A 21,869-nucleotide genomic window follows, 5' to 3' on the forward strand; every position below is an offset into this window, starting at 1 on the left:
CACAACTCTCAGGCATGCTCGACAAACACATCGGCAAACACCTGCCCCCGCGGCACCCCGGCAATGAACAGCCGCCGCGCAAACCGCTCCACACTCCCCGGCGCCCCACACACTAGCGCCACCGTCTGCCGTGACGTCAGCCGTAACCCCGCCAGCGCTTCCTCCACCTGCTCCGTCAGCACCAACTCGACAGTCACACCTGCCATTTCCTGCAACGGCCCAGCCAGATAATGCCCGGCGACGTCCCTCGCCACATGCAGCACCCGAATCTCGCCGCGATGCCCCTGTCGCACCGCCTCACGCAGGATGCCCCACAACGGCGCAAGCCCAGTGCCCGCTGCCAGCAGCCATAGAGGCCGATCCTGCCAATCCGGATCGTAATGCAACGCCCCGCCTCTGAACTCACCCAGGCGCAGCACATCACCCACCTGCAAACCACGGGCCTTGTCGCAGAAAGCGCCAGGGCGCTGGCAATCGATGTGGAACTCCAGAAAGTCATCTTCTCCCGGCAGGCTGGCCAGCGAATACGGCCGCGCTACCACACCATCCCACAACACCACATGCTGCCCCGCCTGGTAACGCACCGCCCGCTCAGGCCGCAGCCGCACGCGCAACACATCACCGAACCAGTCCAGCGCACAGACATGGGCCGGCACGCCATCGCGCTGCGGGTCGAACAGCGCCACTTGCAGGTCTTCGACCACCCGGCACTGGCAGGCCAGGCGCCAGCCCAGGGCATGCTTGTCGAGCGCCAACGCCTCGGGCAAGGCATCCAGCGGTTGCCCGGCCAGGCAATGGACCAGGCAGGCATGGCAACTGCCGGCGCGGCAGCTGTAGGGCACGTTGAGCCCGGCATCATTCAAGGCATCGAGCAGGTTGCTGCCAGTCGGCACCGCCCAGCGGCGCTCGCCCACGCAAAGTTCGGGCATGGTTGGTCGTTCTCCACAAATCACAGTCCACTTTAAGCCAAGCGCGCAACGGCAGCAAAAAGGATGCCCAACCACTGCCGACCATGGTCCAGACCGGCCGCAGGTGTGCCCGGCAAGGATGCGCGCTATACTGCCGCGCCTTTTTCCGTCGGCCTGACCTGCCGGCGCCTTGCAAGGCGCTTCGACATGCTGGTCGGCAACGTCGAGCGTCTTTTTGAATGTTCCCGTCTTTAAGAGGAGCGCGCTGCATGACCGTGATCAAGCAAGACGACCTGATTCAGAGCGTCGCCGACGCCCTGCAATTCATCTCGTACTACCACCCCGTCGATTTCATCCAGGCCATGCACGAGGCCTACCTGCGTGAAGAGTCGCCTGCTGCGCGCGACTCTATCGCCCAGATCCTGATCAACTCGCGCATGTGCGCCACCGGCCACCGCCCGATCTGCCAGGACACCGGTATCGTTACCGTGTTCGTACGCGTGGGCATGGACGTGCGCTGGGACGGCGCCACCCTGAGCGTCGACGACATGATCAACGAAGGTGTGCGTCGCGCCTACAACCTGCCGGAAAACGTCCTGCGCGCTTCGATCCTGGCCGACCCGGCCGGTGCCCGCAAGAACACCAAGGACAACACCCCAGCAGTCATCCACTACTCCATCGTTCCTGGTGACAAGGTTGAAGTGGACGTGGCTGCCAAAGGTGGCGGTTCCGAGAACAAGTCGAAGATGGCCATGCTCAACCCGTCCGACTCGATCGTCGACTGGGTGCTGAAGACCGTCCCGACCATGGGCGCTGGCTGGTGCCCGCCTGGCATGCTCGGCATCGGCATCGGCGGTACCGCCGAGAAAGCCGCGGTCATGGCCAAGGAAGTGTTGATGGAGTCCATCGACATCCATGAGCTGAAAGCCCGTGGCCCGCAGAACCGCCTGGAAGAAATCCGTCTGGAGCTGTTCGAGAAGGTCAACCAGCTGGGCATCGGCGCCCAGGGCCTGGGTGGCCTGACCACCGTGCTCGACGTGAAGATCATGGACTACCCGACCCACGCCGCATCCCTGCCGGTGTGCATGATCCCCAACTGTGCCGCCACCCGTCACGCCCACTTCGTGCTCGATGGCTCCGGCCCGGCCGAGCTGGAAGCGCCGTCGCTGGACGCTTACCCGGAAATCGTCTGGGAAGCCGGCCCAAGCGCCCGTCGCGTCAACCTCGACGACATCACCCCGGAAGAAGTCGCCAGCTGGAAGCCGGGCGAGACCATCCTGCTCAACGGCAAGATGCTGACCGGCCGCGATGCCGCGCACAAGCGCATGGTCGAAATGCTCAACCGTGGCGAAGAGCTGCCGGTAGACCTGAAAGGCCGCTTCATCTACTACGTCGGCCCGGTCGACCCGGTCGGTGACGAAGTGGTAGGCCCAGCCGGCCCGACCACCGCCACCCGCATGGACAAGTTCACCCGCCAGATCCTCGAACAAACCGGCCTGCTGGGCATGATCGGCAAGTCCGAGCGTGGCCCGACCGCCATCGAAGCGATCAAGGACAACAAAGCCGTTTACCTGATGGCCGTGGGTGGTGCTGCCTACCTGGTGGCCCAGGCCATCCGCAAGTCGAAGGTCCTGGCCTTCGCCGAGCTGGGCATGGAAGCGATCTACGAGTTCGACGTCAAGGACATGCCGGTGACCGTTGCCGTAGACAGCAACGGTGAGTCGGTACACATCACTGGCCCTGCCCTGTGGCAGAGCAAGATTGCCGAGAGCCTGGCAGTCGAAGTGAAGTAAGCCTGATGTAACAGTGGCGCCTGCTTTGCGGGCGCCACTGTTTTCACAAGACTCTGTCAAACTGCTCCGGCCAGTCCCTGCGGGTAAACACCTGCCCTTCCCGCCTCACCCGCCGCACGTCCTCCAGGTCCACCTCACACACCAGCCACTGGCTGCACGCCGGGCTCAGTGCCTCGCTCAACGCCACGACCCCATCCCCCGGCATCCCGTGATCCGGCGGAACGAACAACCCTGCCCGACCGATGTTCTCGTCCAGCGCCGGCGACCACGGCGCCAGCCCGACCGTAGGGCTTTGCAGCACAGCAATCTGGTTTTCCAGCGCCCGCGCCTGGGCGCCGATGCGTACCCGGTGGTAACCCGCCTCGGTATCGGTACAGCTGGGCGCCAGGATCAGATCGGCACCAGCCTCGGCCAGGCGCCGGGCCAGCATGGGAAATTCATTGTCATAACAGATCAGGATGCCCAGGCGCCCCAATTCGGTGTCGAACACCTGCAGCCCCTGGCCCGCATCGATATCCCACTGCTCGCGCTCGAACCGGGTCATCATCAGTTTGTCCTGATGGCCCAATACACCTGTGGGGCCGAACAGCCAGGCCCGGTTACGGTACCGCCCATCACTGTCCAGCACCGGCATGCTGCCCGGTTGCAGGTAGATGCCCCAGCGCCTGGCAATGCTCTCGCACAACGCCTTCCAAGGCTCGATCAATGGCTGAATGGCGGCGATCGAAGCCTTCAGATCACCCCGCTGCTCGGCACCCAGCTGGCCACTAAGCACTAGCCCGGCGTACTCTGGCAGCAGCAGCAGGCGGGCGCCGGCCTCCGCTGCTTCAGCGCACAGGCCCTGCAGGTGGTCGGCGTAGGCATCCCAGGTTTCATGCAGTTCGATGGCGTACTGGCAGGCCGCCAGGCGGATCATATCGGCAGTTCCTTGGTCCAGAACGACATGATCTTTTCCGAGCTTTCCTGCTCGTCCAGGTCGCGCCACGCATAACGGGTGCGCAATGACGGGTCATGCAGGAAACCTCGATTGCGCCAGAAACCGTGCAACGGCTTGTAGTCTGCAGGGCGTCGCGGGTGTGCGCCGGGACGCTCCACGGCGCAGAAGGCGCAGAAGTCGAACTCGGCCAGCTTGTGGGCATAGGACTCGCGCTCGATGAAAAAGCGCACCCCCAGGCCACGACCACGGTACTCCGGCAGCACCAGCGATTCGCCAAAGTAGTAGACGCCGGCAGGGTCGCGTCCATGGGCCAGGAACGGCTGCTGGAACTCGGGCGCCACGTCCACCAGCGGCAGGCCAGTAGAGGCGCCAACCACCTTGCCGTCGTCCAGCGCCAGCACCAGCAGGCTGCGCCCGGAACGGGCATAGGTGGCCAGGTAGTCGGCCTCGTACTCCGAAGTGCCATCGTAAAGGTAGGGAAACTCGCGAAACACGCTAAGGCGCAGGCGAGCGAGGTCATCGATGTAAGGCGCGATAGCGGCGCCGTGCAACAGGCGTATTTCCATGCTTGGCGGTCGTTTTGTCGATGTGGATGACGCGCTCGGCTAAGCCGGGCTTGAGGGGAAACCCTATCATCCGGGGCAACGACCCGCCTTTTCCCTACACGACAGGTATTGTTCCATGACCGCTACCGAACTGGTAAATGCTTACTACGCCGCCTTCAACGCCGGTGACATGCAGGGCTTTCTGGCGCTACTGAGCGAGGACGTGATCCACGACATCAACCAGGGCGAGCGGCAGATGGGCAAGGCCCGGTTTGCTGCGTTCATGGACAAGATGAACCGCTGCTACCGCGAACGCCTGGCCGACATCGTGGTGATGCAGAACGCCGATGGCAGCCGCGCTGCGGCGGAGTTCACGGTACACGGTGAATATCTGGCCGATGACGAAGGGCTGCCAGCGGCCAACGGGCAGACCTATGTACTGCCGGCGGGGGCGTTTTTCTATATCCACTGCGGCAAGATTGCCCGGGTGACCAACTACTACAACCTCAATGACTGGGTCGACCAGGTCGCCTGAGCCTGTTCGAGCCGTGTTGCCTGCACCGGCCTCTTCGCGGGTAAACCCGCTCTCACAGGTACCCCCCCTCTCAGGTTCAATGGGATCCCTGTGGGAGCGGGTTTACCCGCGAAGAGGCCCGGTCAGGCAATACGAGTACCCAGCACGTTGAGGAAGGCCGCCAGCCACGCCGGGTGCGCTGGCCACGCCGGTGCGGTCACCAGGTTGCCATCCACATGCGCCTGGTCCACCGCGATATCGATGAACTTACCGCCCGCCAGACGCACCTCCGGCGCACATGCCGGGTACGCGCTGCATTCGCGCCCCTCCAGCACACCCGCCGCCGCCAGCAGCTGGGCGCCATGGCAGACCGCCGCAATCGGCTTGCCGGCCTGGTCGAACGCCCGCACCAGCTCCAGCACCTTCTCATCCAGGCGCAGGTATTCCGGCGCACGGCCACCCGGGATGAGCAGCGCGTCGTAACTCTCAGCCCGCACCCGCACGAAGTCATAGTTCAGGGCAAAGTTGTGCCCCGGCTTTTCGCTGTACGTCTGCTCACCCTCAAAATCATGGATGGCTGTGCGCACGGTCTGCCCCGCCAGTTTTTCCGGGCACACCGCATGCACCGTGTGGCCCACCATGCTCAAGGCCTGGAACGGCACCATCGCCTCGTAGTCCTCGACGTAGTCGCCTACCAGCATCAGAATCTTCTTCGCCGTCATCGCACCCACTCCTTCGGTTAACAGATACTGCACGATAGCCGTTGTCAGTCACGGCGGTCGAGCAGGTTGACCACCAGCCGGTCGATCCATCCCCAGATCCGCTGTTTCACCCTGCGCCACAGAGGGCGGGCATGCCAGTGGTCGAGGTCGACTTCCTCGCTCAGGGCAAAGTCGCGCTCGAAACTGGCCACGACCGCCGCCGTCAACGGCGGGTCCAGCGCCTCGATGTTGGCCTCAAGGTTGAAACGCAGGTTCCAGTGGTCGAAGTTGCACGAACCAACGCTGACCCAGTCGTCTACCACGGCCATCTTCAGGTGCAGGAAGCACGGCTGGTACTCGAAAATCCGCACCCCGGCGCGCAGCAGGCGTGGGTAGTAACGGTGCCCGGCGTAGCGCACCGATGGATGATCGGTGCGCGGGCCGGTCAGCAACAGCCGTACATCAAGCCCCTTGCTGGCAGCCCGACGCAACGAACGGCGCACGCTCCAGGTCGGCAGAAAATACGGTGTGGCCAGCCATACCCGTTGCTTGCCGCTGTTCAACGCCCGCACCAGCGAATGCAGGATGTCCTGGTGTTGGCGGGCGTCGGCATAGGCCACCCGGCCCATGCCCTGCCCCTGCGCAGGCACCTTGGGCAGGCGCGGCAAGCCGAAGCCTTCGGCAGGGCGCCAGGCGGTGCGGCGGTTATTGGCGGACCACTGGCGGTCGAACAGCAGTTGCCAGTCGTTCACCACCGGCCCCTGGATCTGCACCATCACCTCATGCCATTCGCTGGTTGCGTCGGCCGGCGTCCAGAATTCATCGGTAACGCCCGTGCCGCCCACCACTGCCCAGCGTTCATCCACCAGCAGCAGTTTACGGTGGTCGCGGTACAGGTTGCGCAGACCGCGCTTCCAGCGCAGGCGGTTGTACCAGCGCAGGTAAACGCCGGCCTCAAGCAGGCGCTGGCGCAGGGCACTGTTGAAGGCCAGCGAGCCATAGTCATCGAACAGGCAGCGCACCCGCACACCACGCCGGGCGGCCTGCTCCAGCGCTTCGACCACGGCTTCGGCACACGCGCCGGCCTCGACCAGGTACAACTCCAGATCGACCTGGAATTCGGCGCCCACGATCGCCGTGAGCATGCGCGGAAAGAACTCGGGGCCGTCGATCAGCAGTTCGAACTGGTTGCCATCCCGCCAGGGAAAGACCGGCCCCGGCATGTCAGCGGGCGGTGAAGATCAGCACCGCGCTAACCGGTACCGACGGGTTGATGGACTTGAGCCCGGCGAACTTGCGCAGCTTTTCCAACCCCGGCAGCAATCCGAAATCCTCGGCGCGCAGCAGCAGCGGCTCAAGGGTCACTACCTGAAAGCGCCGCGCGTCGAGGCGTGTGGCCAGCAGCAGGGCGTTGTAACTGTGCGATTGACCATGCAGGGTGACCGTCAACGGCAGTCGCAACTCGATCTGCGCACCGTCGGCCAGGTCATTGATAGGGCGCAGATCGATTTGCGCCTTCACGGTGGCCTCGGCGAAGCGCTCGACCTCGAACAGGTTGTCGCGCATCTGCTCGTCACGCAGCGGGATGCCGCTGCTGACCGAGTCCATCTCGATACTCAACCCCGCCACGCCTTTGCGATCGACCGTGCCATGCAGCACCAGAAAACGGTGCACTTCGGCCGTGTCACCGTTCCTGCCGGTAATGAACGACAGGCGCGACGATTCGCCATCGAGGTGCCAGTTGGCATGGGCGGGTAGGCAAAAAGCCAGCAACAAGGCAGGCAGCAGACGGGGCAGCTTGAACATGACAGATCTCGTGAAACCAGGCCGCCAACCTTACCCGCCCGCCTTCATGGCAGCAAGCGGCAGCCCTCGCGCGGGCCCTGCCAGGCAGCCTGGTTGCACCGCCCCAGGCCCTCGGCAGTGACTTGCCGTTGCGGGGTGTTTTCCTCCAGCAGGCTCAGTGGCAGCCATTGCTTCACATAGCCTTGGCAGTAGGCCTGCTCGAAACCCATGACGAAGCGGCACGAACAGTACTCCTTGGCCGAATAGGCCGAGAGGATGCCAGGGAAATCTGCCAGTGCCTGACGCTCGTGCCAGGCCCAGAACACCAACCCCAGCAACACCAGCAGCAGTAAGCGCTTCATGCCCCCTCCCCGGCCAATGCCGCCAACACCCGCTTGAGCAGTTCGTCGTGCTGGTAACTGCCGTCACGGTCATCGGCATAGCGCACGATCACCAGCTTTTGCGCAGGCAGTACATACAGCGCCTGGCCCCAATGGCCCAGGGCGGCGAAGGTATCTGCGGGCGCATTCGGCCAAGGCCGCCCGGCATCGGCCAGCGGCTGGTTGAGCCACCAGTGGCCGCCCGGGTTGGCCTCACCGGGGACAGGTTCGGCATGCGTAAACGGCGTACGGTTGAAGGCCACCCAGGCCTTGGGCAGCAGCTGTCGACCCTGCCACTGCCCCTCGCGCTGCATCAGCAAGCCAATGCGTGCCAGGTCCCGGGCGCTGAGGTACAGATAGGAAGAGCCCACGAAGGTACCCGCCTGGTCACGCTCCCACACCGCACTGTTGATGCCCAAGGGTGTGAACAACGCATGCCAGGGGTAATCGGCGTACTGCCCGGCATCGAGCATGCCGCGCAGTGCAGCGGCCAGCAGGTTACTGTCGCCACTGGAATAGAGAAAACGCTGGCCGGGGCTGGCCATCGTGCCCCGTGCCGCCGTGTAGGCGGCCATGTCCTCGCGGCCACGCGTATACAGCATGGCCACCACCGAGGACTTGAGCGGGGCGTATTCGTAGTCTTCCTGCCAGTCCAGGCCGCTGGCCCAGTGCAGCAGGTCGACCATGCGTACGCCCGGGTGGTCGCGCATGGCGGGGTAGAAACGCGTGACCGGATCTTGCAACTGGAAGCGCCCTTCGCCCTGAGCCACGCCCATCAGCGTGGCGAGTACGCTCTTGCTGACCGACCAGGTCAGGTGTGCGGTGGCGGCAGTGGTGGCGGCGGCGTAGCGCTCGTGGAGGATGCGGCCGTCACGGATGATCAGCAGGGCGTCGGTGCGGATGCCGCTGCGGTCGGGGGCGGTGCGAGGGGGGAAGGCGTAGGCGTCGACGGCTTGCCAGTCGAAGGTGGCAGGGTCGTTCTGCCACTGCGGATCAGGCCAGTCCTCGGCTTCGGCGGTTGCCAAGGCCAGGCAAAGAACCATCAGCAGACCTTTCAGCATCGCGTTTCAGGCTCGCAATTTTGGGGCCGCAAGGCGGCCCCGGGATTCATCGGTTCACGCAAAAATATCAGGTATTCATGACAATCCCGCAGCCGCCCAGGCCTTGTTCAACCGCTTCTCTCGCGCCGCCGCGGCCAACACCATCACCCCTTGGTCACGCTGCCAGATTTCTGCCCAATGCACCGGCCCTGCCGCCAAGGCCGCATCGATGGCACCCCGCAATGCCTGGAACTGCGCAAACAACCCGCCCAGCAACAAATGGCAACCCGTGCTATCGGCACACTGCCGGCTGCCCTCGGCACACCCGGCCAACAGCCCAAGCAACTGCAGGCGCAATCCCTGAGGCCAGGCGCACTCCTGCCCCACGCCATACAACCAGGCCGTCAACGCCGTCAGCACATACAAATCTTCCAGCGAGCGGAACGGCTTCACATAGGCGTCCCAACCGTCACCGGCCAGCAACTCACATGCAGCCTGTTCCAGCACCAGCCGGCCATGGCCTACTTCGGGCATCAACGGCAGGGCTGGCAGTGGCTCCAGCGTTACCCCCGGCTCCCCGGGGTAGACCACCGCAAGGTTCAACCGCGGCACTGCCCCAGCCGCTTCGCTACGCGCTGCCACCAGCAGCCACTCCGCATCCAGCCCAGCCGTGACGAAATCCTTGCTGCCCGTCAGCCGCAAACCGTCCAGGCGCGTGTGCATGTCCGCCGGCCTCACACTGCGCCGTTCGGTGGCGCACAAGGCGCCGAGACTCGGTGGCGAACTGGGCCACAACACGCGCAAGGCGGCCTGGTAACCCACCAGGAAGGCCAGCCCAGGCGTGGCCATCGCACGCCCGCCCAGTACCGCCAGTTCAAAGGGGGCAACCGGGCCAAGGCGCTCGAGTAGCGCGGCGTAGGTTTCACCCAGAGTGCCCGCCAGCGCTTGGCGAAGCGGGTCGTTCAGTCGTTGCAACCAGGCCATGGGACGGCTCCTTGCTGGGGCTTTCTGGTCAAGGTTTTAGGGGTGTCACGCAAGCATCACCAAAGATTCACAGGGGTGACACCGCGCCTACCTAGGCTGACTTTGCACAACAAAGCCGACCGGCCGCAACCCTTCATGGCTGGCTTATGGAGACTCGCAATGACTCGGATCGCTCTCTCTGGCGACAACAGCACTGAACGCCGTCTGCAAGCCGAACGCCTGGTTGGCGCCGCGGCGCTGCAAGAGGCCCAGGCCCTGCGCTACAAAGTGTTCAGCGCAGAATTCAAGGCCAAGCTCAAAGGTGCCGAGCAGGGCCTGGACATGGACGACTACGACGTGCACTGCCGCCACATTGGCGTCCGTGACCTGAGCACCGGCGAGCTGGTCGCCACCACCCGCCTGCTCGACCACCAGGCCGCCAGCAGCCTGGGCCGCTTCTACAGCGAAGAAGAATTCCGCCTGCATGGCCTGCTGCAGTTGCAAGGCCCGATCCTCGAACTGGGCAGAACCTGCGTTGCCCCCGACTACCGCAATGGCGGCACCATTGCCGTGCTGTGGGGAGAACTGGCCGAGGTGCTCAACGAGGGCCGTTATAGCTACCTGATGGGCTGTGCCAGCATCCCCATGCAGGACGGCGGCGTGCAGGCCCATGCCGTGATGCAGCGCCTGCGTGACCGCTACCTGTGCAACGAGCACCTGCGTGCCGAGCCGAAGAACCCGCTGCCGAACCTGGCCCTGCCAGGCAACGTCATCGCCGAAATGCCACCACTCCTCAAGGCCTACATGCGCCTGGGTGCGAAGATTTGCGGTGAGCCTTGCTGGGACGAAGACTTCCAGGTGGCCGACGTGTTCATCCTGCTCAAACGCGACGACCTGTGCCCACGCTACGCCCGCCACTTCAAGGCGGCAGTCTGATGCCGAAGCTGCGGGTATTGGCCCGCCTGACTCGATTGCTGCTGGTGCTGTTGCTGGGCATGTTGATGGCCAGCCTTATCGCCCTCGGCGAACGCCTGGGCTTCCAGGCCCCCATCGAACGCCGCCAGCGCTGGACCTGCCTGTTCATGAAACGCCTGGTCGCCGCCCTGCCCTTCGACGTGCGGGTAGTGGGCGAGCTGCCGCAGCGGCCAATGCTGTGGGTGAGCAACCATGTTTCCTGGACCGACATCCCCCTGCTCGGCATGCTGCTGCCGCTGTCGTTCCTGTCCAAGGCCGAAGTGCGTCATTGGCCGGTGGCCGGCTGGCTGGCGGAAAAGGCCGGCACGCTGTTCATCCGACGTGGCGGCGGCGACAGCCAGCACCTGCGCGAGCAGATTAGCGGGCAACTGGGCCTGGCCCGACCGCTGCTGATCTTCCCCGAGGGCACCACCACCAGCGGCCGCTCCTTGCGTACCTTCCATGGCCGCCTGTTGGCTGGAGCCATCGACCGGGGCGTGGCGGTGCAGCCGGTGGCTATCCAGTATTTGCGCGATGGCCAGATCGACCCGATTGCGCCGTTCATTGGCGATGATGATCTGGTGTCGCACCTGATGCGCCTGTTCGCCCAGCCGCGGGGGGAGGTTTGCATTCACCTGCTGGCGCCAATTGGCAGTGTAGGTAAAGAGCGGGCGGTGCTGGCGTTGCAGGCGCAACAGGCGATTCAGCTGGCGTTGTTCGGGGATGAGGAAGTCGAGCTGGCGCCACGGCGGCAAGCGCGGGCTGCCTGAATTTTTTGTGCTGCCAGTACTGGCGAACAACATCAGCTGACAGGCATCCGCGCCGCCGCAAATGCCTGCAACTGTGGATAAAACTCCCTGAAATCCGCCAACAGCGGCTCATACAGCCGCTCCAGTTCCCCCATCACCCCGGCCATCCCCTCCGGCCGGGACAGTCTCCGGGCAATGCCGTTGAACACCTGCTCCAACGTGGCAAACTCGCCATACGCCCCCAGCCAGTCATCCGCCGCCATGAACGGCGCAATCCGTGCCAGCCGCCCCGGCAGCTCGGGCTCCGCCAACAACACCCGATAAAAATCACCGGTGAACTGTGCCAGCGGCTGCTCGGCATAATCCTGCCAATGCCGCGCCAGGCAATGATCAAAAAACACGTCCAGCACAATGCCCGCAAAGCGCCGCCGCTCGCGCGGAAAGCGCGCCAGTGCAGCCAGCACCAACGGGTGCTGGTCGGTGTAGCTGTCGATATGCCGGTGCAACCGTATGGCCGCTTCCAGCGCAGGCGGGAAGCGCCCTTCCAGCGAACCTTTGACAAAGTCGCCATACAGGCTGCCAAGCAGTTGTTGCGGCGCCGGGCCGCCCAGGTGCAGGTGCGCAAGGTAGTTCATGCGCGCAGTCTAGCACCGCTCGCCCCTATATCGTCATAACGCGATATAGCGATTCGTGCTCAGCTCAGAACCTCTTCATATTTGTATATCGAGAACGGGCGATTTACATTTCGCCCTATCGCGATATACCGCTACAACGAGCCTCAACCCATGCCTCTCGATCTCGACGAAATCATAAAAGCGCTGGCCCATCCGGTCAGGCGAGAAATCCTCAGCTGGCTGAAAGACCCGGCAACGCAATTCCCCGACCAGTACCACAGCACCGAAAACGGTGTATGTGCCGGGCAGATCGACCAACGCTGCGGCCTGTCGCAGTCGACCGTCTCCGCCCACCTGGCCACCTTGCAGCGCGCCGGGCTGATCAGCAGCCAGAAGATTGGCCAATGGCACTTCTTCAAACGCAACGAAGCCACCATCGAGGCGTTCCTCGAACAACTGCGCCAAGCACTTTGACAAGGCAGGTAACCGCTATGACCACGCTTTTCGATCCGATCACACTGGGCGACCTGCAACTGCCCAACCGCATCATCATGGCCCCGCTCACCCGCTGCCGCGCCGACGAAGGCCGCGTGCCCAACGCGCTGATGGCCGAATACTATGTGCAGCGCGCCAGCGCCGGGCTGATCCTCAGCGAGGCGACTTCGGTCAGCGCCATGGGCGTCGGTTACCCAGATACCCCCGGCATCTGGAACGATGAGCAGGTGCGTGGCTGGAACAATGTCACCAAGGCCGTGCATGCCGCCGGCGGGCGCATCTTCCTGCAACTGTGGCACGTTGGCCGTATCTCGCACCCCAGCTACCTGAACGGCGAGCTGCCGGTCGCCCCCAGCGCGATCCAGCCCAAGGGGCATGTGAGCCTGGTGCGCCCGTTGAGTGACTACCCCACCCCACGCGCGCTGGAAACCGAAGAGATCATCGATATCGTCGAGGCCTACCGCAGCGGCGCCGAGAATGCCAAGGCTGCCGGTTTCGATGGTGTAGAGATCCACGGCGCAAACGGCTATCTGCTCGACCAGTTCCTGCAAAGCAGCACCAACCAGCGCACCGACCGCTACGGCGGCTCGCTGGAAAACCGTGCTCGCCTGCTGCTGGAAGTGACCGATGCGGCCATCGAAGTGTGGGGCGCGAACCGTGTGGGCGTGCACCTGGCGCCGCGTGCCGATGCGCACGACATGGGCGATGCCGACCGGGCCGAAACCTTTACCTATGTGGCCCGTGAACTGGGCAAACGTGGCATTGCTTTCATCTGCTCGCGGGAGCGGGAAGCCGATGACAGCATTGGTCCACTGATCAAGGACGCATTCGGCGGCCCGTACATCGTCAACGAACGCTTTGACAAAGCCAGTGCCAATGCGGCGCTAGCCAGCGGCAAGGCAGATGCGGTGGCATTTGGTGTGCCGTTCATCGCCAACCCCGACCTGCCCGCGCGGCTGGCAGCGGATGCGCCGTTGAACGAGGCGCGGCCGGAGACTTTCTATGGCAAGGGGCCGGTGGGATACATCGATTACCCGCGGTTGTAAGCGAAATCACTGGGGCCGCTTTGCGGCCCATTCGCGGCACAAGGCCGCTCCCACAGGGGAGTGCACAATCCGAAGGGGGCGCTATTCCTGTGGGAGCGGCCTTGTGCCGCGAATGGAGGGCAACGCCCTCCCCGGCCATGTCACGGCCGTGCGTTGATCTGCTGTTGCAGGTTCTGAATCTGGCTCTGCAAGGTATTCAGGTTCCGCGTCATCTGCGCCCGGAAAGCATCGAACTCCTGCACCGAAGCACCACTGGACGCTGCCGCAGCGGGGCGGTTGTCGATCTGGCTCTTGAGCACCAGCATGTCCTGCTCCAGGCCCTGGATCGCTGCGCTTGGGTTACCCTGCTTCTTCAGCGCTGCCACATCGCTGCCCAAGCTCTTTAGCTGGCCATCCAGTTTGCCGCCATCCACCTGCGCGGCCTTCAGCGCGGCAACCTGCTCGTTCAAGCCCTTGAACTGAGCATCCAGCTTGCCACCATCGACCTGGCCCGAACGCAGCGCGGCCAGTTCGCCATTCACCAGCTTCAACTGCGCCTGCAACTGGCCTTGCAGCTCGGTCACGGCCTTTTGCTGCTCACGGGTATCGGCCAGCACCTGCTCCAGGCGTTTGCCCAGGTCACCGGTCTGACCGGCCACACCCTTCTGCAATTGACGCAACTGCAGCTTCAGTGCCTCGCTGTTGGTGGACGCGCCGGACTCACTGGCATCCACCTTGCCACTGATCGCCTGCAGGCGCCCGGCCGCCTCTTCGCTGATGCGGGCAAAGCTCTCCTGGGTCGCCACCAGTTGCTGCTCCATCAGCGAGATCTGCTGGAAGCTCCACCAACCCAGGCCTACCAAGGCAATGAACGAAGCACCGAGCAACGCCCACAACGGCGCCGTGCTTGGGCCGCGGGCGGCTTTCTGGCGGCTGCGCACCACGTGCGCCGGCATCAGTTCGTCGTCATCAACGGTGCCCGCCCGCAAGGTAGGCACGTCATCGTAGTCATCGTGAGCATGGTTACGCATGGATACATTCAACCGCGGTAGTCGCAAAGAGGCACGAGTATAAACCGCCAGCGCGGCGCATTGATGACCATTGTCAGCCCTGCGGCTTCAATGCCCCGGCGGCAGGTGCTTCCACCAGCCACAGAATTCATCCAGCGCCGTCCACAGGCTGACCTTGGGCTGGTAGTCCAGGTACTGCCGGGCGCGGCTGATATCCAGGGTGAAATCACGGCTCATCACCTGCATTCCCAAGCGCGACAGGGTCGGCTGCGGGCGCCCTGGCCACAGCATGCACGCCATCTCGTTCAGCGCGGCCAGGCTGTAGGCCAGGCCGTAGGAGCGGTAGCGGGTTACCTGCGGCAGTTGCATCTGGCGCATCACATAGTTGACCACATCCCACAGCGGCAGCGGCTGACCATTGCTGATGTTGTAGGCTTGGCCCAGCGCCCGGTCGTCAGCGAACAGTGCACTGAGCAGCGCCTCGTTGAGGTTGTGCACGCTGGTGAAATCGACTTTGTTCAGGCCGTTGCCGATGATCGACACGCGGCCTTTGCGTTGCATCTGCATCAGCCGCGGGAAAATGCTGGCATCGCCGGCGCCAGTGACGAAGCGCGGGCGCAGCGCCAGCACTTCAAGGCCGAACTCCTGCGCACCGAACACTTTCTGCTCGGCCAGGTGCTTGGTTTGCGCGTAGTGATCGTGGAAGCGGCGCGGTACCTGGTCCTCACGGATATCAAGGCGCGAACGGCCGTTGAAATAGATCGACGGTGACGACAGGTGCACCAGGCGCCGTACATGCTCTTTCAGGCAGCCCTCGACCACGTTCTCGGTAACCACCACGTTGCCTTGGTAGAAGTCCTGATAGCGCCCCCAATTGCCCACTGCCCCGGCACAGTGCACCACGGCCTCGACGCCCTGGCACAGGCGGCGGGCCAGTTCGGCATCACCCAAGTCACCCGGGATGAACTGGGCGCCGCGCTTAATCAGGTGCTCGACCCCTTCGGCGCGGCGGCCGCTGACGCGCACGTCCAGGCCCTGCTCCAGGGCGAGGCGCGCAAAGCGCCCACCAATGAAGCCGCTCGCGCCGGTGACCAGAATTCGCATGTAAGACTCCGTCTTGCCAGATATCAGATGCAACTGACGCCAGCCGTGGCTACAAGGGCACCAGCCATTGCCGTGCGGTGTGCCGCAGGTGGTCGGTCAGTTGCGCGAGCAATTGCCCGCCATTGCGCCAATGATGCCAGTACAGCGGCACATCGATAGGGGTATCGCGGCAGATTTCCACCAACTGCCCACTCGCCAGTTGCTCCCGCGCCTGCAATTCGGGCACCAGCCCCCAGCCCAGCCCCGCCTCGGTCATGCGCAGGAAGCCTTCGGAGGACGGGCACAAGTGATGCAGGAAACCGTCCTCGATGCCCAGCGATGCCAGGTAACGATGCTGCAGGAAGTCATCTGGCCCGTACACGATGGCCGGGGTGCGGGCCAGGCGGGCGGCAGCAAAGCCCTGGGGAAAATGCCGCGCCATGAAGCCCGGGCTAGCCAGTGCCTGGTAGCGCATGGCGCCCAATGGCAGGCTGCGTGCACCCGCTACCGGGCGCTCACTGCCACACAGGCAGGCCGCCACTTCGCCGGCACGCATGCGCTTCAGGCCCACTTCCTGGTCCTCTACCACCAAATCGGTCAGCACGTTCTGCTGTGCGCAGAAATTACCCACCGCGCCGGCCCACCAGGTGGCGAGACTGTCGGCGTTGAGGGCGATGCGCAAGCGCTCCGGCATGCCCTCTTCGTCCAGCGCCGGCACCTGGCGTTGCAGGTCGCGTTCCAGCAGGCGCACCTGCTGTACATGGTTGAGCAGTTGGCGCCCTACTTCGGTCGGGCTCGGCGGTGTGGCACGCACCAGCACCGGCTGGCCCACCCGCGCCTCAAGCAGCTTGATGCGCTGGGAAATGGCCGATTGCGACAAACCCAGCACTTGCGCCGCACGCTCGAAACCACCCTGCTCGATCACCGCCGCGAGGGCGGCCAGCAGCTTGTAGTCGAACATCGATTTTCCTAATGACGGATCAGCTTTATTTGTTTTTCTTATACAGCGCGAACAACCACAATGGCCAGCATCTTTTCGGTTCTTTCATGGAGAGCACGCCATGTGGCAAAGCTATCTCAACGGCATGCTGGTGGCCTTCGGCCTGATCATGGCCATCGGCGCGCAGAACGCCTTCGTCCTCGCCCAGAGCCTGCGCCGCGAGCATCACCTGCCCGTTGCGGCGCTGTGCATCGTCTGTGACGCCATCCTGGTCGCTGCCGGGGTGTTCGGCCTGGCCACCGTGCTGGCCAACAACCCGACCTTGCTGGCAGTTGCGCGCTGGGGCGGCGCGGTGTTCCTGATCTGGTACGGCGCCAAAGCCCTGCGCAGCGCTTGTTCCAAGCAGAGCCTGCAGCATCAGGAAGGCCAAGGCATGCGCTCGCGCCGCGCGGTGCTGCTCAGCGCCCTGGCGGTGACCCTGCTAAACCCGCATGTTTATCTCGACACGGTGTTGCTGATCGGCTCACTGGGCGCCCAGCAGACTGCCCCCGGCGCCTATGTGGCCGGCGCAGCCAGTGCTTCGCTGCTGTGGTTCTCCACCTTGGCGATCGGCGCGGCCTGGCTGGCACCTTGGCTGGCACGGCCGGCGACCTGGCGCATGCTCGACCTGATGGTGGCCGTGATGATGTTTGCCGTGGCGGCGCAGCTGATCTTCAACTGAGTACACGCCACCGGTCGGTATTGCCAAGCCGCTCTGGAACCTCTATTCCCTATGTTTGTTGCGTGGTTATGCGCCGGGGCTGGTGCTATGATCGGGCCCTTGCGTCGCAAAGAGTACAAACTCGCCGACGTACATAGGGCCGCCCGTGATCGGCCCTGCGCAAACCGCGAACTAGACCTGAATCAGGAGATCCACCATGGCTTTTGAATTGCCGCCGCTGCCGTACGCCCACGATGCCCTGCAGCCGCACATCTCCAAGGAAACCCTGGAGTTTCACCACGACAAGCACCACAACACCTATGTCGTGAACCTGAACAACCTGGTCCCAGGCACCGAATTCGAAGGCAAGACCCTGGAAGAGATCGTCAAGACCTCTTCGGGCGGCATCTTCAACAACGCCGCTCAAGTCTGGAACCACACCTTCTACTGGAACTGCCTGGCGCCTAACGCCGGTGGCCAACCGACCGGTGCCCTGGCTGACGCCATCAACGCCGCTTTCGGTTCCTTCGACAAGTTCAAGGAAGAGTTCACCAAGACGTCGGTTGGCACCTTCGGTTCCGGCTGGGGCTGGCTGGTGAAGAAGGCTGACGGTTCCCTGGCCCTGGCCAGCACCATCGGCGCCGGCTGCCCGCTGACCAGCGGCGACACCCCGCTGCTGACCTGCGACGTCTGGGAACACGCCTACTACATCGACTACCGCAACCTGCGTCCGAAGTACGTCGAGGCGTTCTGGAACCTGGTCAACTGGGCCTTCGTTGCCGAACAGTTCGAAGGCAAGACCTTCAAGGCCTGAGTCCTTCAGCCCTGAACATAAAGACCCGGCCCTGTGCCGGGTTTTTTTATGCCTGTACCGGCCTCTTCGTGGGCAACCCCGCTTCCACAGGGAGCAGCACGGTTTTGCTTGCTCAGCCCGCATACCGCGCTAACATCAAACCTCTGGAAGATTGACACAGCGCACTCAAGTTGCGGGGTCAGGCAACCGATACACTGCTCATGAGCGGCCGATAGTGTATCGTCATCGTTGATGGCAAAATGATGCCATGCGCATGGATTAAGGAAACCCCATTGAAGCTGGAATTGCGGAACAGCTTGTCGGTCAAGTTGCTCAGGGTCGTGCTGCTGTCGGCGCTGGCAGTCGGCGTGGTGCTCAGCTGTGCGCAAATCGTCTACGACACCTACAAGACCCGCCAGGCCGTGAATAATGATGCCCAGCGCATCCTCGACATGTTCCGCGACCCTTCGACCCAGGCGGTATACAGCCTCGATCGCGAAATGGGCATGCAGGTGATGGAAGGCCTGTTTCAGGACGAGTCCGTGCGTATGGCCTCCATTGGCCACCCCAACGAAACCATGCTGGCCGAAAAGTCCCGCCCTCTGCAGGACATGTCCATGCGCTGGCTTACCGACCTTATCCTCGGCCAGGAACGCACCTACACCACGCAGCTGGTCGGCCGTGGCCCTTACAGCGAATACTACGGCGACCTCAGCATTACCCTCGACACCTCGTCCTACGGCGAAGACTTCCTGATCAACGCGGTAATCATCTTCATTTCCGGGGTATTACGGGCCTTGGCCATGGGCCTGGTGCTGTACCTGGTGTACCACTGGCTGCTGACCAAACCGCTGTCCAAGATCATCGAGCACCTCACCCAGATCAACCCCGACCGCCCCAGCCAGCACCAGATACCGCTGCTCAAGGGCCACGAAAAAAACGAGCTGGGCCTGTGGGTCAACACCGCCAACCAGTTACTGGCCTCGATCGAGCGCAACACGCACCTGCGTCATGAGGCCGAGAACAGCCTGCAGCGCATGGCCCAGTACGATTTCCTCACCGGTCTGCCCAACCGCCAGCAACTGCAGCAGCAACTGGACAAGATCCTCGTCGATGGCGGCCGCTTGCAGCACCGCGTGGCGGTGCTGTGCGTGGGTCTGGATGACTTTAAGGGCATCAACGAGCAATTCAGCTACCAGGTTGGCGACCAACTGCTGTTGGCCCTGGCCGACCGCCTGCGCGCCCACAGCGGGCGGCTGGGCGCCCTGGCGCGCCTCGGCGGCGACCAGTTCGCCCTGGTGCAAGCCAATATCGAACAGCCCTATGAGGCAGCCGAACTGGCGCAAAGCATCCTCGACGACCTGGAAGTGCCGTTCGACCTCGACCACCACCAGCAGATTCGCCTGCGCGCCACCATCGGCATCACCTTGTTCCCCGAAGACGGCGACAGCACCGAGAAACTGCTGCAGAAAGCCGAACAGACCATGACCCTGGCCAAGGCCCGTTCGCGCAACCGCTACCAGTTCTACATCGCCAGCGTCGACAGCGAGATGCGCCGCCGCCGCGAGTTGGAAAAAGACCTGCGCGAAGCCCTGCCGCGTAACCAGCTGTACCTGGTGTACCAGCCACAAATCAGCTACCGGGACCACCGCGTAGTCGGTGTCGAAGCGTTGCTACGCTGGCAACACCCGGAGCTTGGCATGGTCCCACCGGACCAGTTCATTCCGCTGGCCGAACAGAATGGCAGCATCATCAGCATCGGCGAATGGGTACTGGACCAGGCCTGCCGGCAACTGCGCGAATGGCACGACCAAGGCTTCAGTGAGCTGCGCATGGCGGTCAACCTGTCTACCGTACAACTGCACCACAGCGAGCTGCCACGCGTGGTCAACAACCTGCTGCAGGCCTACCGCCTGCCGCCGCGCAGCCTGGAGCTGGAAGTCACCGAAACCGGCCTGATGGAAGACATCAGCACCGCCGCCCAGCATCTGTTGAGCCTGCGCCGCTCCGGGGCACTGATTGCCATCGACGACTTCGGCACGGGCTATTCGTCGCTCAGCTACCTGAAATCGCTGCCGCTGGACAAGATCAAGATCGACAAGAGCTTCGTCCAGGACCTGCTCGACGACGATGACGACGCCACCATCGTTCGCGCCATCATCCAGCTGGGCAAGAGCCTGGGCATGCAGGTGATCGCCGAAGGCGTGGAAACCGCCGAGCAGGAAACCTACATCGTTGCCCAGGGCTGCCACGAGGGCCAGGGCTACCACTACAGCAAGCCGCTGTCGGCCCGAGAGCTGACCAGCTTCCTGAAGCAGGCGCAACGTAACCAGGTTTCGATGTTCTGAGCGCGCCTGCCCGGTGACACGCCGTGACCGGCATTTACATGAATTGCACGCCCACCTCTTTACAGCAAATGCAAATCTTTCGCATGATGTTGCGGTTTCGCGTGCCACGGCGCACGGTCCACCCCTTGGTCCAACCACACGACGCAGGAAAACCAACAATGATTCGAATGCCTCTGGCCTCCGCCAGTCTGCTGGCCATTGCCATCGCTCTCGCCGGCTGCGGTGAAGGCAAGGACGACAAAGCCGCCGCGCCGCAAGCCCAGGCACCTGCTGCTGCCGCCAGCACCACCGCTGCCGCGCCCGGGGCTGTCGACGAAGCCGCCGGCAAAGCCGTGGTCAAGCATTACGCCGAAATGGTCTATGCCGTGTACAGCGACTCGCTGAGCACCGCCAAAACCCTGCAGACCGCAGTGGACGCGTTCCTGGCCAAGCCCAACGACGAAACCCTGAAGGCCGCCAAGGAAGCCTGGTTCGCCTCGCGCGTTCCGTACCTGCAGACCGAAGCCTTCCGCTTCGGCAACACCATCATCGACGACTGGGAAGGTCAGGTGAACGCCTGGCCGCTGGACGAAGGCCTGATCGACTACGTCGACAAGAGCTACGAGCACGCCCTGGGCAACCCGGCGGCCAGCGCCAACATCATCGCCAATACCGAGATCCAGGTGGGCGAAGAGAAGGTCGACGTCAAAGACATCACCCCCGAGAAGCTGGCCAGCCTGAACGAGCTGGGCGGCTCCGAAGCCAACGTTGCCACCGGCTACCACGCCATCGAGTTCCTGCTCTGGGGCCAGGACCTGAACGGCACTGGCCCGGGTGCGGGTAACCGTCCTGTGTCGGACTACCTGGAAGGCCAGGGCGCGACCGGCGGCCACAACGACCGCCGCCGTGCCTACCTGAAAGCGGTCACCGACCTGCTGGTCAAGGACCTCGAAGAGATGGTCGGCAACTGGGCACCGAACGTCGCCGACAACTACCGCGCCAAGCTGGAAGCCGAGCCGGTCAACGACGGCCTGCGCAAGATGCTGTTCGGCATGGGCAGCCTGTCGCTGGGCGAACTGGCGGGCGAGCGCATGAAGGTTTCGCTGGAAGCCAACTCGCCGGAAGACGAGCAGGACTGCTTCAGCGACAACACCCACTACTCGCACTTCTACGACGCCAAAGGCATCCGCAACGTCTACCTGGGCGAGTACACCCGCCCGGATGGCACCAAAGTGAACGGCCCGAGCCTGTCCTCGCTGGTAGCCAAGGCCGATCCGGCCGCCGACGCCACCCTCAAGGCCGACCTGGAAGCCACCGAAGCCAAGATCCAGGTGATCGTCGACCACGCCCTCAAAGGCGAGCACTACGACCAGCTGATCGCCGCCGACAACGCTGCGGGCAACCAGATCGTGCGTGACGCCATCGCCGCCCTGGTCAAGCAGACCGGTGCGATCGAGCAGGCTGCAGGCAAGCTGGGTATTGCCAACCTGAACCCGGACACTGCAGATCACGAGTTCTGATCCTGCTGTAGCATGTTGATAGAGGCGGCCTTCGGGTCGCCTTTTTTGCTTCTGGCCACCATAAACCCTGGCCAACAGGCACTGATTTCATCC

23 protein-coding genes are annotated in these 21,869 nt (G+C 63.7%); 10 read left to right on the plus strand and 13 right to left on the minus strand.

The window, feature by feature from the left end; all coding sequences use genetic code 11:
- Positions 1–8: 8 nt before the first annotated feature.
- Complete coding sequence (locus QQL85_RS15550) at positions 9–929, minus strand: iron-sulfur-binding ferredoxin reductase (RefSeq protein ID WP_284354394.1); 921 nt, start codon at positions 927–929, stop codon at positions 9–11.
- 248 nt (positions 930–1,177) lie between these two features.
- Here QQL85_RS15550 and QQL85_RS15555 point away from each other — a divergent pair, with 248 nt between their 5' ends.
- Entirely contained in the window at positions 1,178–2,701 is a 1,524-nt protein-coding gene (locus tag QQL85_RS15555) for a fumarate hydratase (RefSeq protein WP_016498103.1), read from the plus strand.
- A 43-nt stretch (positions 2,702–2,744) separates the two neighbouring features.
- On the opposite strand, the gene QQL85_RS15560 is transcribed toward QQL85_RS15555, so the two are convergent.
- Positions 2,745–3,617: a carbon-nitrogen hydrolase family protein gene (locus QQL85_RS15560; protein ID WP_284354395.1), complete on the minus strand. Its 873-nt coding sequence runs from the start codon at positions 3,615–3,617 to the stop codon at positions 2,745–2,747.
- Entirely contained in the window at positions 3,614–4,204 is a 591-nt protein-coding gene (locus QQL85_RS15565) for a GNAT family N-acetyltransferase (RefSeq protein WP_284354396.1), read from the minus strand. Before QQL85_RS15565 ends, QQL85_RS15560 begins: the two co-directional genes overlap by 4 nt.
- A 115-nt stretch (positions 4,205–4,319) precedes the next feature.
- On the opposite strand from QQL85_RS15565, the gene QQL85_RS15570 reads away from it, so the two are divergent.
- Entirely contained in the window at positions 4,320–4,718 is a 399-nt protein-coding gene (locus QQL85_RS15570; protein ID WP_284354397.1) for a nuclear transport factor 2 family protein, read from the plus strand.
- Between the two features lie 122 nt (positions 4,719–4,840).
- Here QQL85_RS15570 and QQL85_RS15575 read toward each other — a convergent pair whose 3' ends face one another.
- From QQL85_RS15575 to QQL85_RS15600, 6 genes are all read right to left on the minus strand, one after another.
- Complete coding sequence (locus tag QQL85_RS15575; RefSeq protein ID WP_284354398.1) at positions 4,841–5,419, minus strand: DJ-1/PfpI family protein; 579 nt, start codon at positions 5,417–5,419, stop codon at positions 4,841–4,843.
- 44 nt (positions 5,420–5,463) lie between these two features.
- A complete protein-coding gene (locus QQL85_RS15580; protein ID WP_284354399.1) occupies positions 5,464–6,621 on the minus strand; it encodes a phospholipase D-like domain-containing protein in 1,158 nt (385 codons plus the stop codon).
- A 1-nt stretch (position 6,622) separates the two neighbouring features.
- Positions 6,623–7,204: a YceI family protein gene (locus QQL85_RS15585; RefSeq protein ID WP_284354400.1), complete on the minus strand. Its 582-nt coding sequence runs from the start codon at positions 7,202–7,204 to the stop codon at positions 6,623–6,625.
- Between the two features lie 44 nt (positions 7,205–7,248).
- Complete coding sequence (locus QQL85_RS15590; protein WP_284354401.1) at positions 7,249–7,545, minus strand: amidase; 297 nt, start codon at positions 7,543–7,545, stop codon at positions 7,249–7,251.
- Positions 7,542–8,624: a serine hydrolase domain-containing protein gene (locus QQL85_RS15595; RefSeq protein WP_284354402.1), complete on the minus strand. Its 1,083-nt coding sequence runs from the start codon at positions 8,622–8,624 to the stop codon at positions 7,542–7,544. The genes QQL85_RS15590 and QQL85_RS15595 overlap by 4 nt, the downstream gene beginning before the upstream one ends.
- A gap of 75 nt (positions 8,625–8,699) precedes the next feature.
- Complete coding sequence (locus QQL85_RS15600) at positions 8,700–9,587, minus strand: acyl-CoA dehydrogenase (RefSeq protein ID WP_284354403.1); 888 nt, start codon at positions 9,585–9,587, stop codon at positions 8,700–8,702.
- Between the two features lie 159 nt (positions 9,588–9,746).
- On the opposite strand from QQL85_RS15600, the gene olsB reads away from it, so the two are divergent.
- Both olsB and QQL85_RS15610 read left to right on the plus strand, forming a co-directional pair.
- Positions 9,747–10,502 carry an L-ornithine N(alpha)-acyltransferase gene (gene olsB, locus QQL85_RS15605; RefSeq protein ID WP_284354404.1) on the plus strand — a complete coding sequence of 252 codons (756 nt, stop codon included), beginning with the start codon at positions 9,747–9,749 and terminating at the stop codon, positions 10,500–10,502.
- The gene (locus tag QQL85_RS15610) at positions 10,502–11,290 is read left to right on the plus strand and encodes a lysophospholipid acyltransferase family protein (protein ID WP_284354405.1); all 789 of its coding nucleotides are present in this window, start codon (positions 10,502–10,504) and stop codon (positions 11,288–11,290) included. Before olsB ends, QQL85_RS15610 begins: the two co-directional genes overlap by 1 nt.
- A 32-nt stretch (positions 11,291–11,322) precedes the next feature.
- On the opposite strand, the gene QQL85_RS15615 is transcribed toward QQL85_RS15610, so the two are convergent.
- The gene (locus QQL85_RS15615) at positions 11,323–11,904 is read right to left on the minus strand and encodes an ACP phosphodiesterase (protein ID WP_284354406.1); all 582 of its coding nucleotides are present in this window, start codon (positions 11,902–11,904) and stop codon (positions 11,323–11,325) included.
- Between the two features lie 150 nt (positions 11,905–12,054).
- Between QQL85_RS15615 and QQL85_RS15620 the strand changes: the two genes are divergently transcribed.
- Entirely contained in the window at positions 12,055–12,357 is a 303-nt protein-coding gene (locus tag QQL85_RS15620) for an ArsR/SmtB family transcription factor (protein WP_016498090.1), read from the plus strand.
- Positions 12,358–12,374: 17 nt separating this feature from the next.
- Positions 12,375–13,424: an alkene reductase gene (locus tag QQL85_RS15625; RefSeq protein ID WP_284354407.1), complete on the plus strand. Its 1,050-nt coding sequence runs from the start codon at positions 12,375–12,377 to the stop codon at positions 13,422–13,424.
- Between the two features lie 140 nt (positions 13,425–13,564).
- On the opposite strand, the gene QQL85_RS15630 is transcribed toward QQL85_RS15625, so the two are convergent.
- The 3 genes from QQL85_RS15630 to QQL85_RS15640 form a co-directional block, all read right to left on the minus strand.
- On the minus strand, positions 13,565–14,434 hold the full coding sequence (locus tag QQL85_RS15630) for an ATPase (protein ID WP_284354408.1): 870 nt from the start codon (positions 14,432–14,434) through the stop codon (positions 13,565–13,567).
- Between the two features lie 87 nt (positions 14,435–14,521).
- Complete coding sequence (locus tag QQL85_RS15635; protein ID WP_284354409.1) at positions 14,522–15,517, minus strand: NAD-dependent epimerase/dehydratase family protein; 996 nt, start codon at positions 15,515–15,517, stop codon at positions 14,522–14,524.
- 49 nt (positions 15,518–15,566) lie between these two features.
- The gene (locus QQL85_RS15640; protein WP_284354410.1) at positions 15,567–16,457 is read right to left on the minus strand and encodes a LysR family transcriptional regulator ArgP; all 891 of its coding nucleotides are present in this window, start codon (positions 16,455–16,457) and stop codon (positions 15,567–15,569) included.
- A 100-nt stretch (positions 16,458–16,557) separates the two neighbouring features.
- Between QQL85_RS15640 and QQL85_RS15645 the strand changes: the two genes are divergently transcribed.
- The 4 genes from QQL85_RS15645 (at position 16,558) to QQL85_RS15660 (ending at position 21,776) form a co-directional block, all read left to right on the plus strand.
- Positions 16,558–17,157, plus strand: a complete 600-nt coding sequence (locus QQL85_RS15645; RefSeq protein WP_284354411.1) for a LysE/ArgO family amino acid transporter — start codon at positions 16,558–16,560, stop codon at positions 17,155–17,157.
- A gap of 196 nt (positions 17,158–17,353) precedes the next feature.
- The gene (locus QQL85_RS15650; protein ID WP_012274023.1) at positions 17,354–17,950 is read left to right on the plus strand and encodes a superoxide dismutase; all 597 of its coding nucleotides are present in this window, start codon (positions 17,354–17,356) and stop codon (positions 17,948–17,950) included.
- Between the two features lie 272 nt (positions 17,951–18,222).
- A complete protein-coding gene (locus QQL85_RS15655) occupies positions 18,223–20,277 on the plus strand; it encodes a putative bifunctional diguanylate cyclase/phosphodiesterase (RefSeq protein ID WP_105945762.1) in 2,055 nt (684 codons plus the stop codon).
- 158 nt (positions 20,278–20,435) lie between these two features.
- Entirely contained in the window at positions 20,436–21,776 is a 1,341-nt protein-coding gene (locus QQL85_RS15660; protein WP_284354412.1) for an imelysin family protein, read from the plus strand.
- Positions 21,777–21,869: the final 93 nt, after the last annotated feature.

It is taken from the genome of Pseudomonas putida, assembly GCF_030159595.1.
In the GTDB taxonomy this organism is placed as follows: Bacteria; Pseudomonadota; Gammaproteobacteria; order Pseudomonadales; family Pseudomonadaceae; genus Aquipseudomonas; species Aquipseudomonas putida_AC.

Coding starts and splice junctions, on each gene's coding strand:
- QQL85_RS15550 (WP_284354394.1), bottom strand. CDS start 929: ATGCCCGAACTTTGCGTGGGCGAGCGCCGCTGGGCGGTGCCGACTGGC.
- QQL85_RS15555 (WP_016498103.1), top strand. CDS start 1,178: ATGACCGTGATCAAGCAAGACGACCTGATTCAGAGCGTCGCCGACGCC.
- QQL85_RS15560 (WP_284354395.1), bottom strand. CDS start 3,617: ATGATCCGCCTGGCGGCCTGCCAGTACGCCATCGAACTGCATGAAACC.
- QQL85_RS15565 (WP_284354396.1), bottom strand. CDS start 4,204: ATGGAAATACGCCTGTTGCACGGCGCCGCTATCGCGCCTTACATCGAT.
- QQL85_RS15570 (WP_284354397.1), top strand. CDS start 4,320: ATGACCGCTACCGAACTGGTAAATGCTTACTACGCCGCCTTCAACGCC.
- QQL85_RS15575 (WP_284354398.1), bottom strand. CDS start 5,419: ATGACGGCGAAGAAGATTCTGATGCTGGTAGGCGACTACGTCGAGGAC.
- QQL85_RS15580 (WP_284354399.1), bottom strand. CDS start 6,621: ATGCCGGGGCCGGTCTTTCCCTGGCGGGATGGCAACCAGTTCGAACTG.
- QQL85_RS15585 (WP_284354400.1), bottom strand. CDS start 7,204: ATGTTCAAGCTGCCCCGTCTGCTGCCTGCCTTGTTGCTGGCTTTTTGC.
- QQL85_RS15590 (WP_284354401.1), bottom strand. CDS start 7,545: ATGAAGCGCTTACTGCTGCTGGTGTTGCTGGGGTTGGTGTTCTGGGCC.
- QQL85_RS15595 (WP_284354402.1), bottom strand. CDS start 8,624: ATGCTGAAAGGTCTGCTGATGGTTCTTTGCCTGGCCTTGGCAACCGCC.
- QQL85_RS15600 (WP_284354403.1), bottom strand. CDS start 9,587: ATGGCCTGGTTGCAACGACTGAACGACCCGCTTCGCCAAGCGCTGGCG.
- olsB (WP_284354404.1), top strand. CDS start 9,747: ATGACTCGGATCGCTCTCTCTGGCGACAACAGCACTGAACGCCGTCTG.
- QQL85_RS15610 (WP_284354405.1), top strand. CDS start 10,502: ATGCCGAAGCTGCGGGTATTGGCCCGCCTGACTCGATTGCTGCTGGTG.
- QQL85_RS15615 (WP_284354406.1), bottom strand. CDS start 11,904: ATGAACTACCTTGCGCACCTGCACCTGGGCGGCCCGGCGCCGCAACAA.
- QQL85_RS15620 (WP_016498090.1), top strand. CDS start 12,055: ATGCCTCTCGATCTCGACGAAATCATAAAAGCGCTGGCCCATCCGGTC.
- QQL85_RS15625 (WP_284354407.1), top strand. CDS start 12,375: ATGACCACGCTTTTCGATCCGATCACACTGGGCGACCTGCAACTGCCC.
- QQL85_RS15630 (WP_284354408.1), bottom strand. CDS start 14,434: ATGCGTAACCATGCTCACGATGACTACGATGACGTGCCTACCTTGCGG.
- QQL85_RS15635 (WP_284354409.1), bottom strand. CDS start 15,517: ATGCGAATTCTGGTCACCGGCGCGAGCGGCTTCATTGGTGGGCGCTTT.
- QQL85_RS15640 (WP_284354410.1), bottom strand. CDS start 16,457: ATGTTCGACTACAAGCTGCTGGCCGCCCTCGCGGCGGTGATCGAGCAG.
- QQL85_RS15645 (WP_284354411.1), top strand. CDS start 16,558: ATGTGGCAAAGCTATCTCAACGGCATGCTGGTGGCCTTCGGCCTGATC.
- QQL85_RS15650 (WP_012274023.1), top strand. CDS start 17,354: ATGGCTTTTGAATTGCCGCCGCTGCCGTACGCCCACGATGCCCTGCAG.
- QQL85_RS15660 (WP_284354412.1), top strand. CDS start 20,436: ATGATTCGAATGCCTCTGGCCTCCGCCAGTCTGCTGGCCATTGCCATC.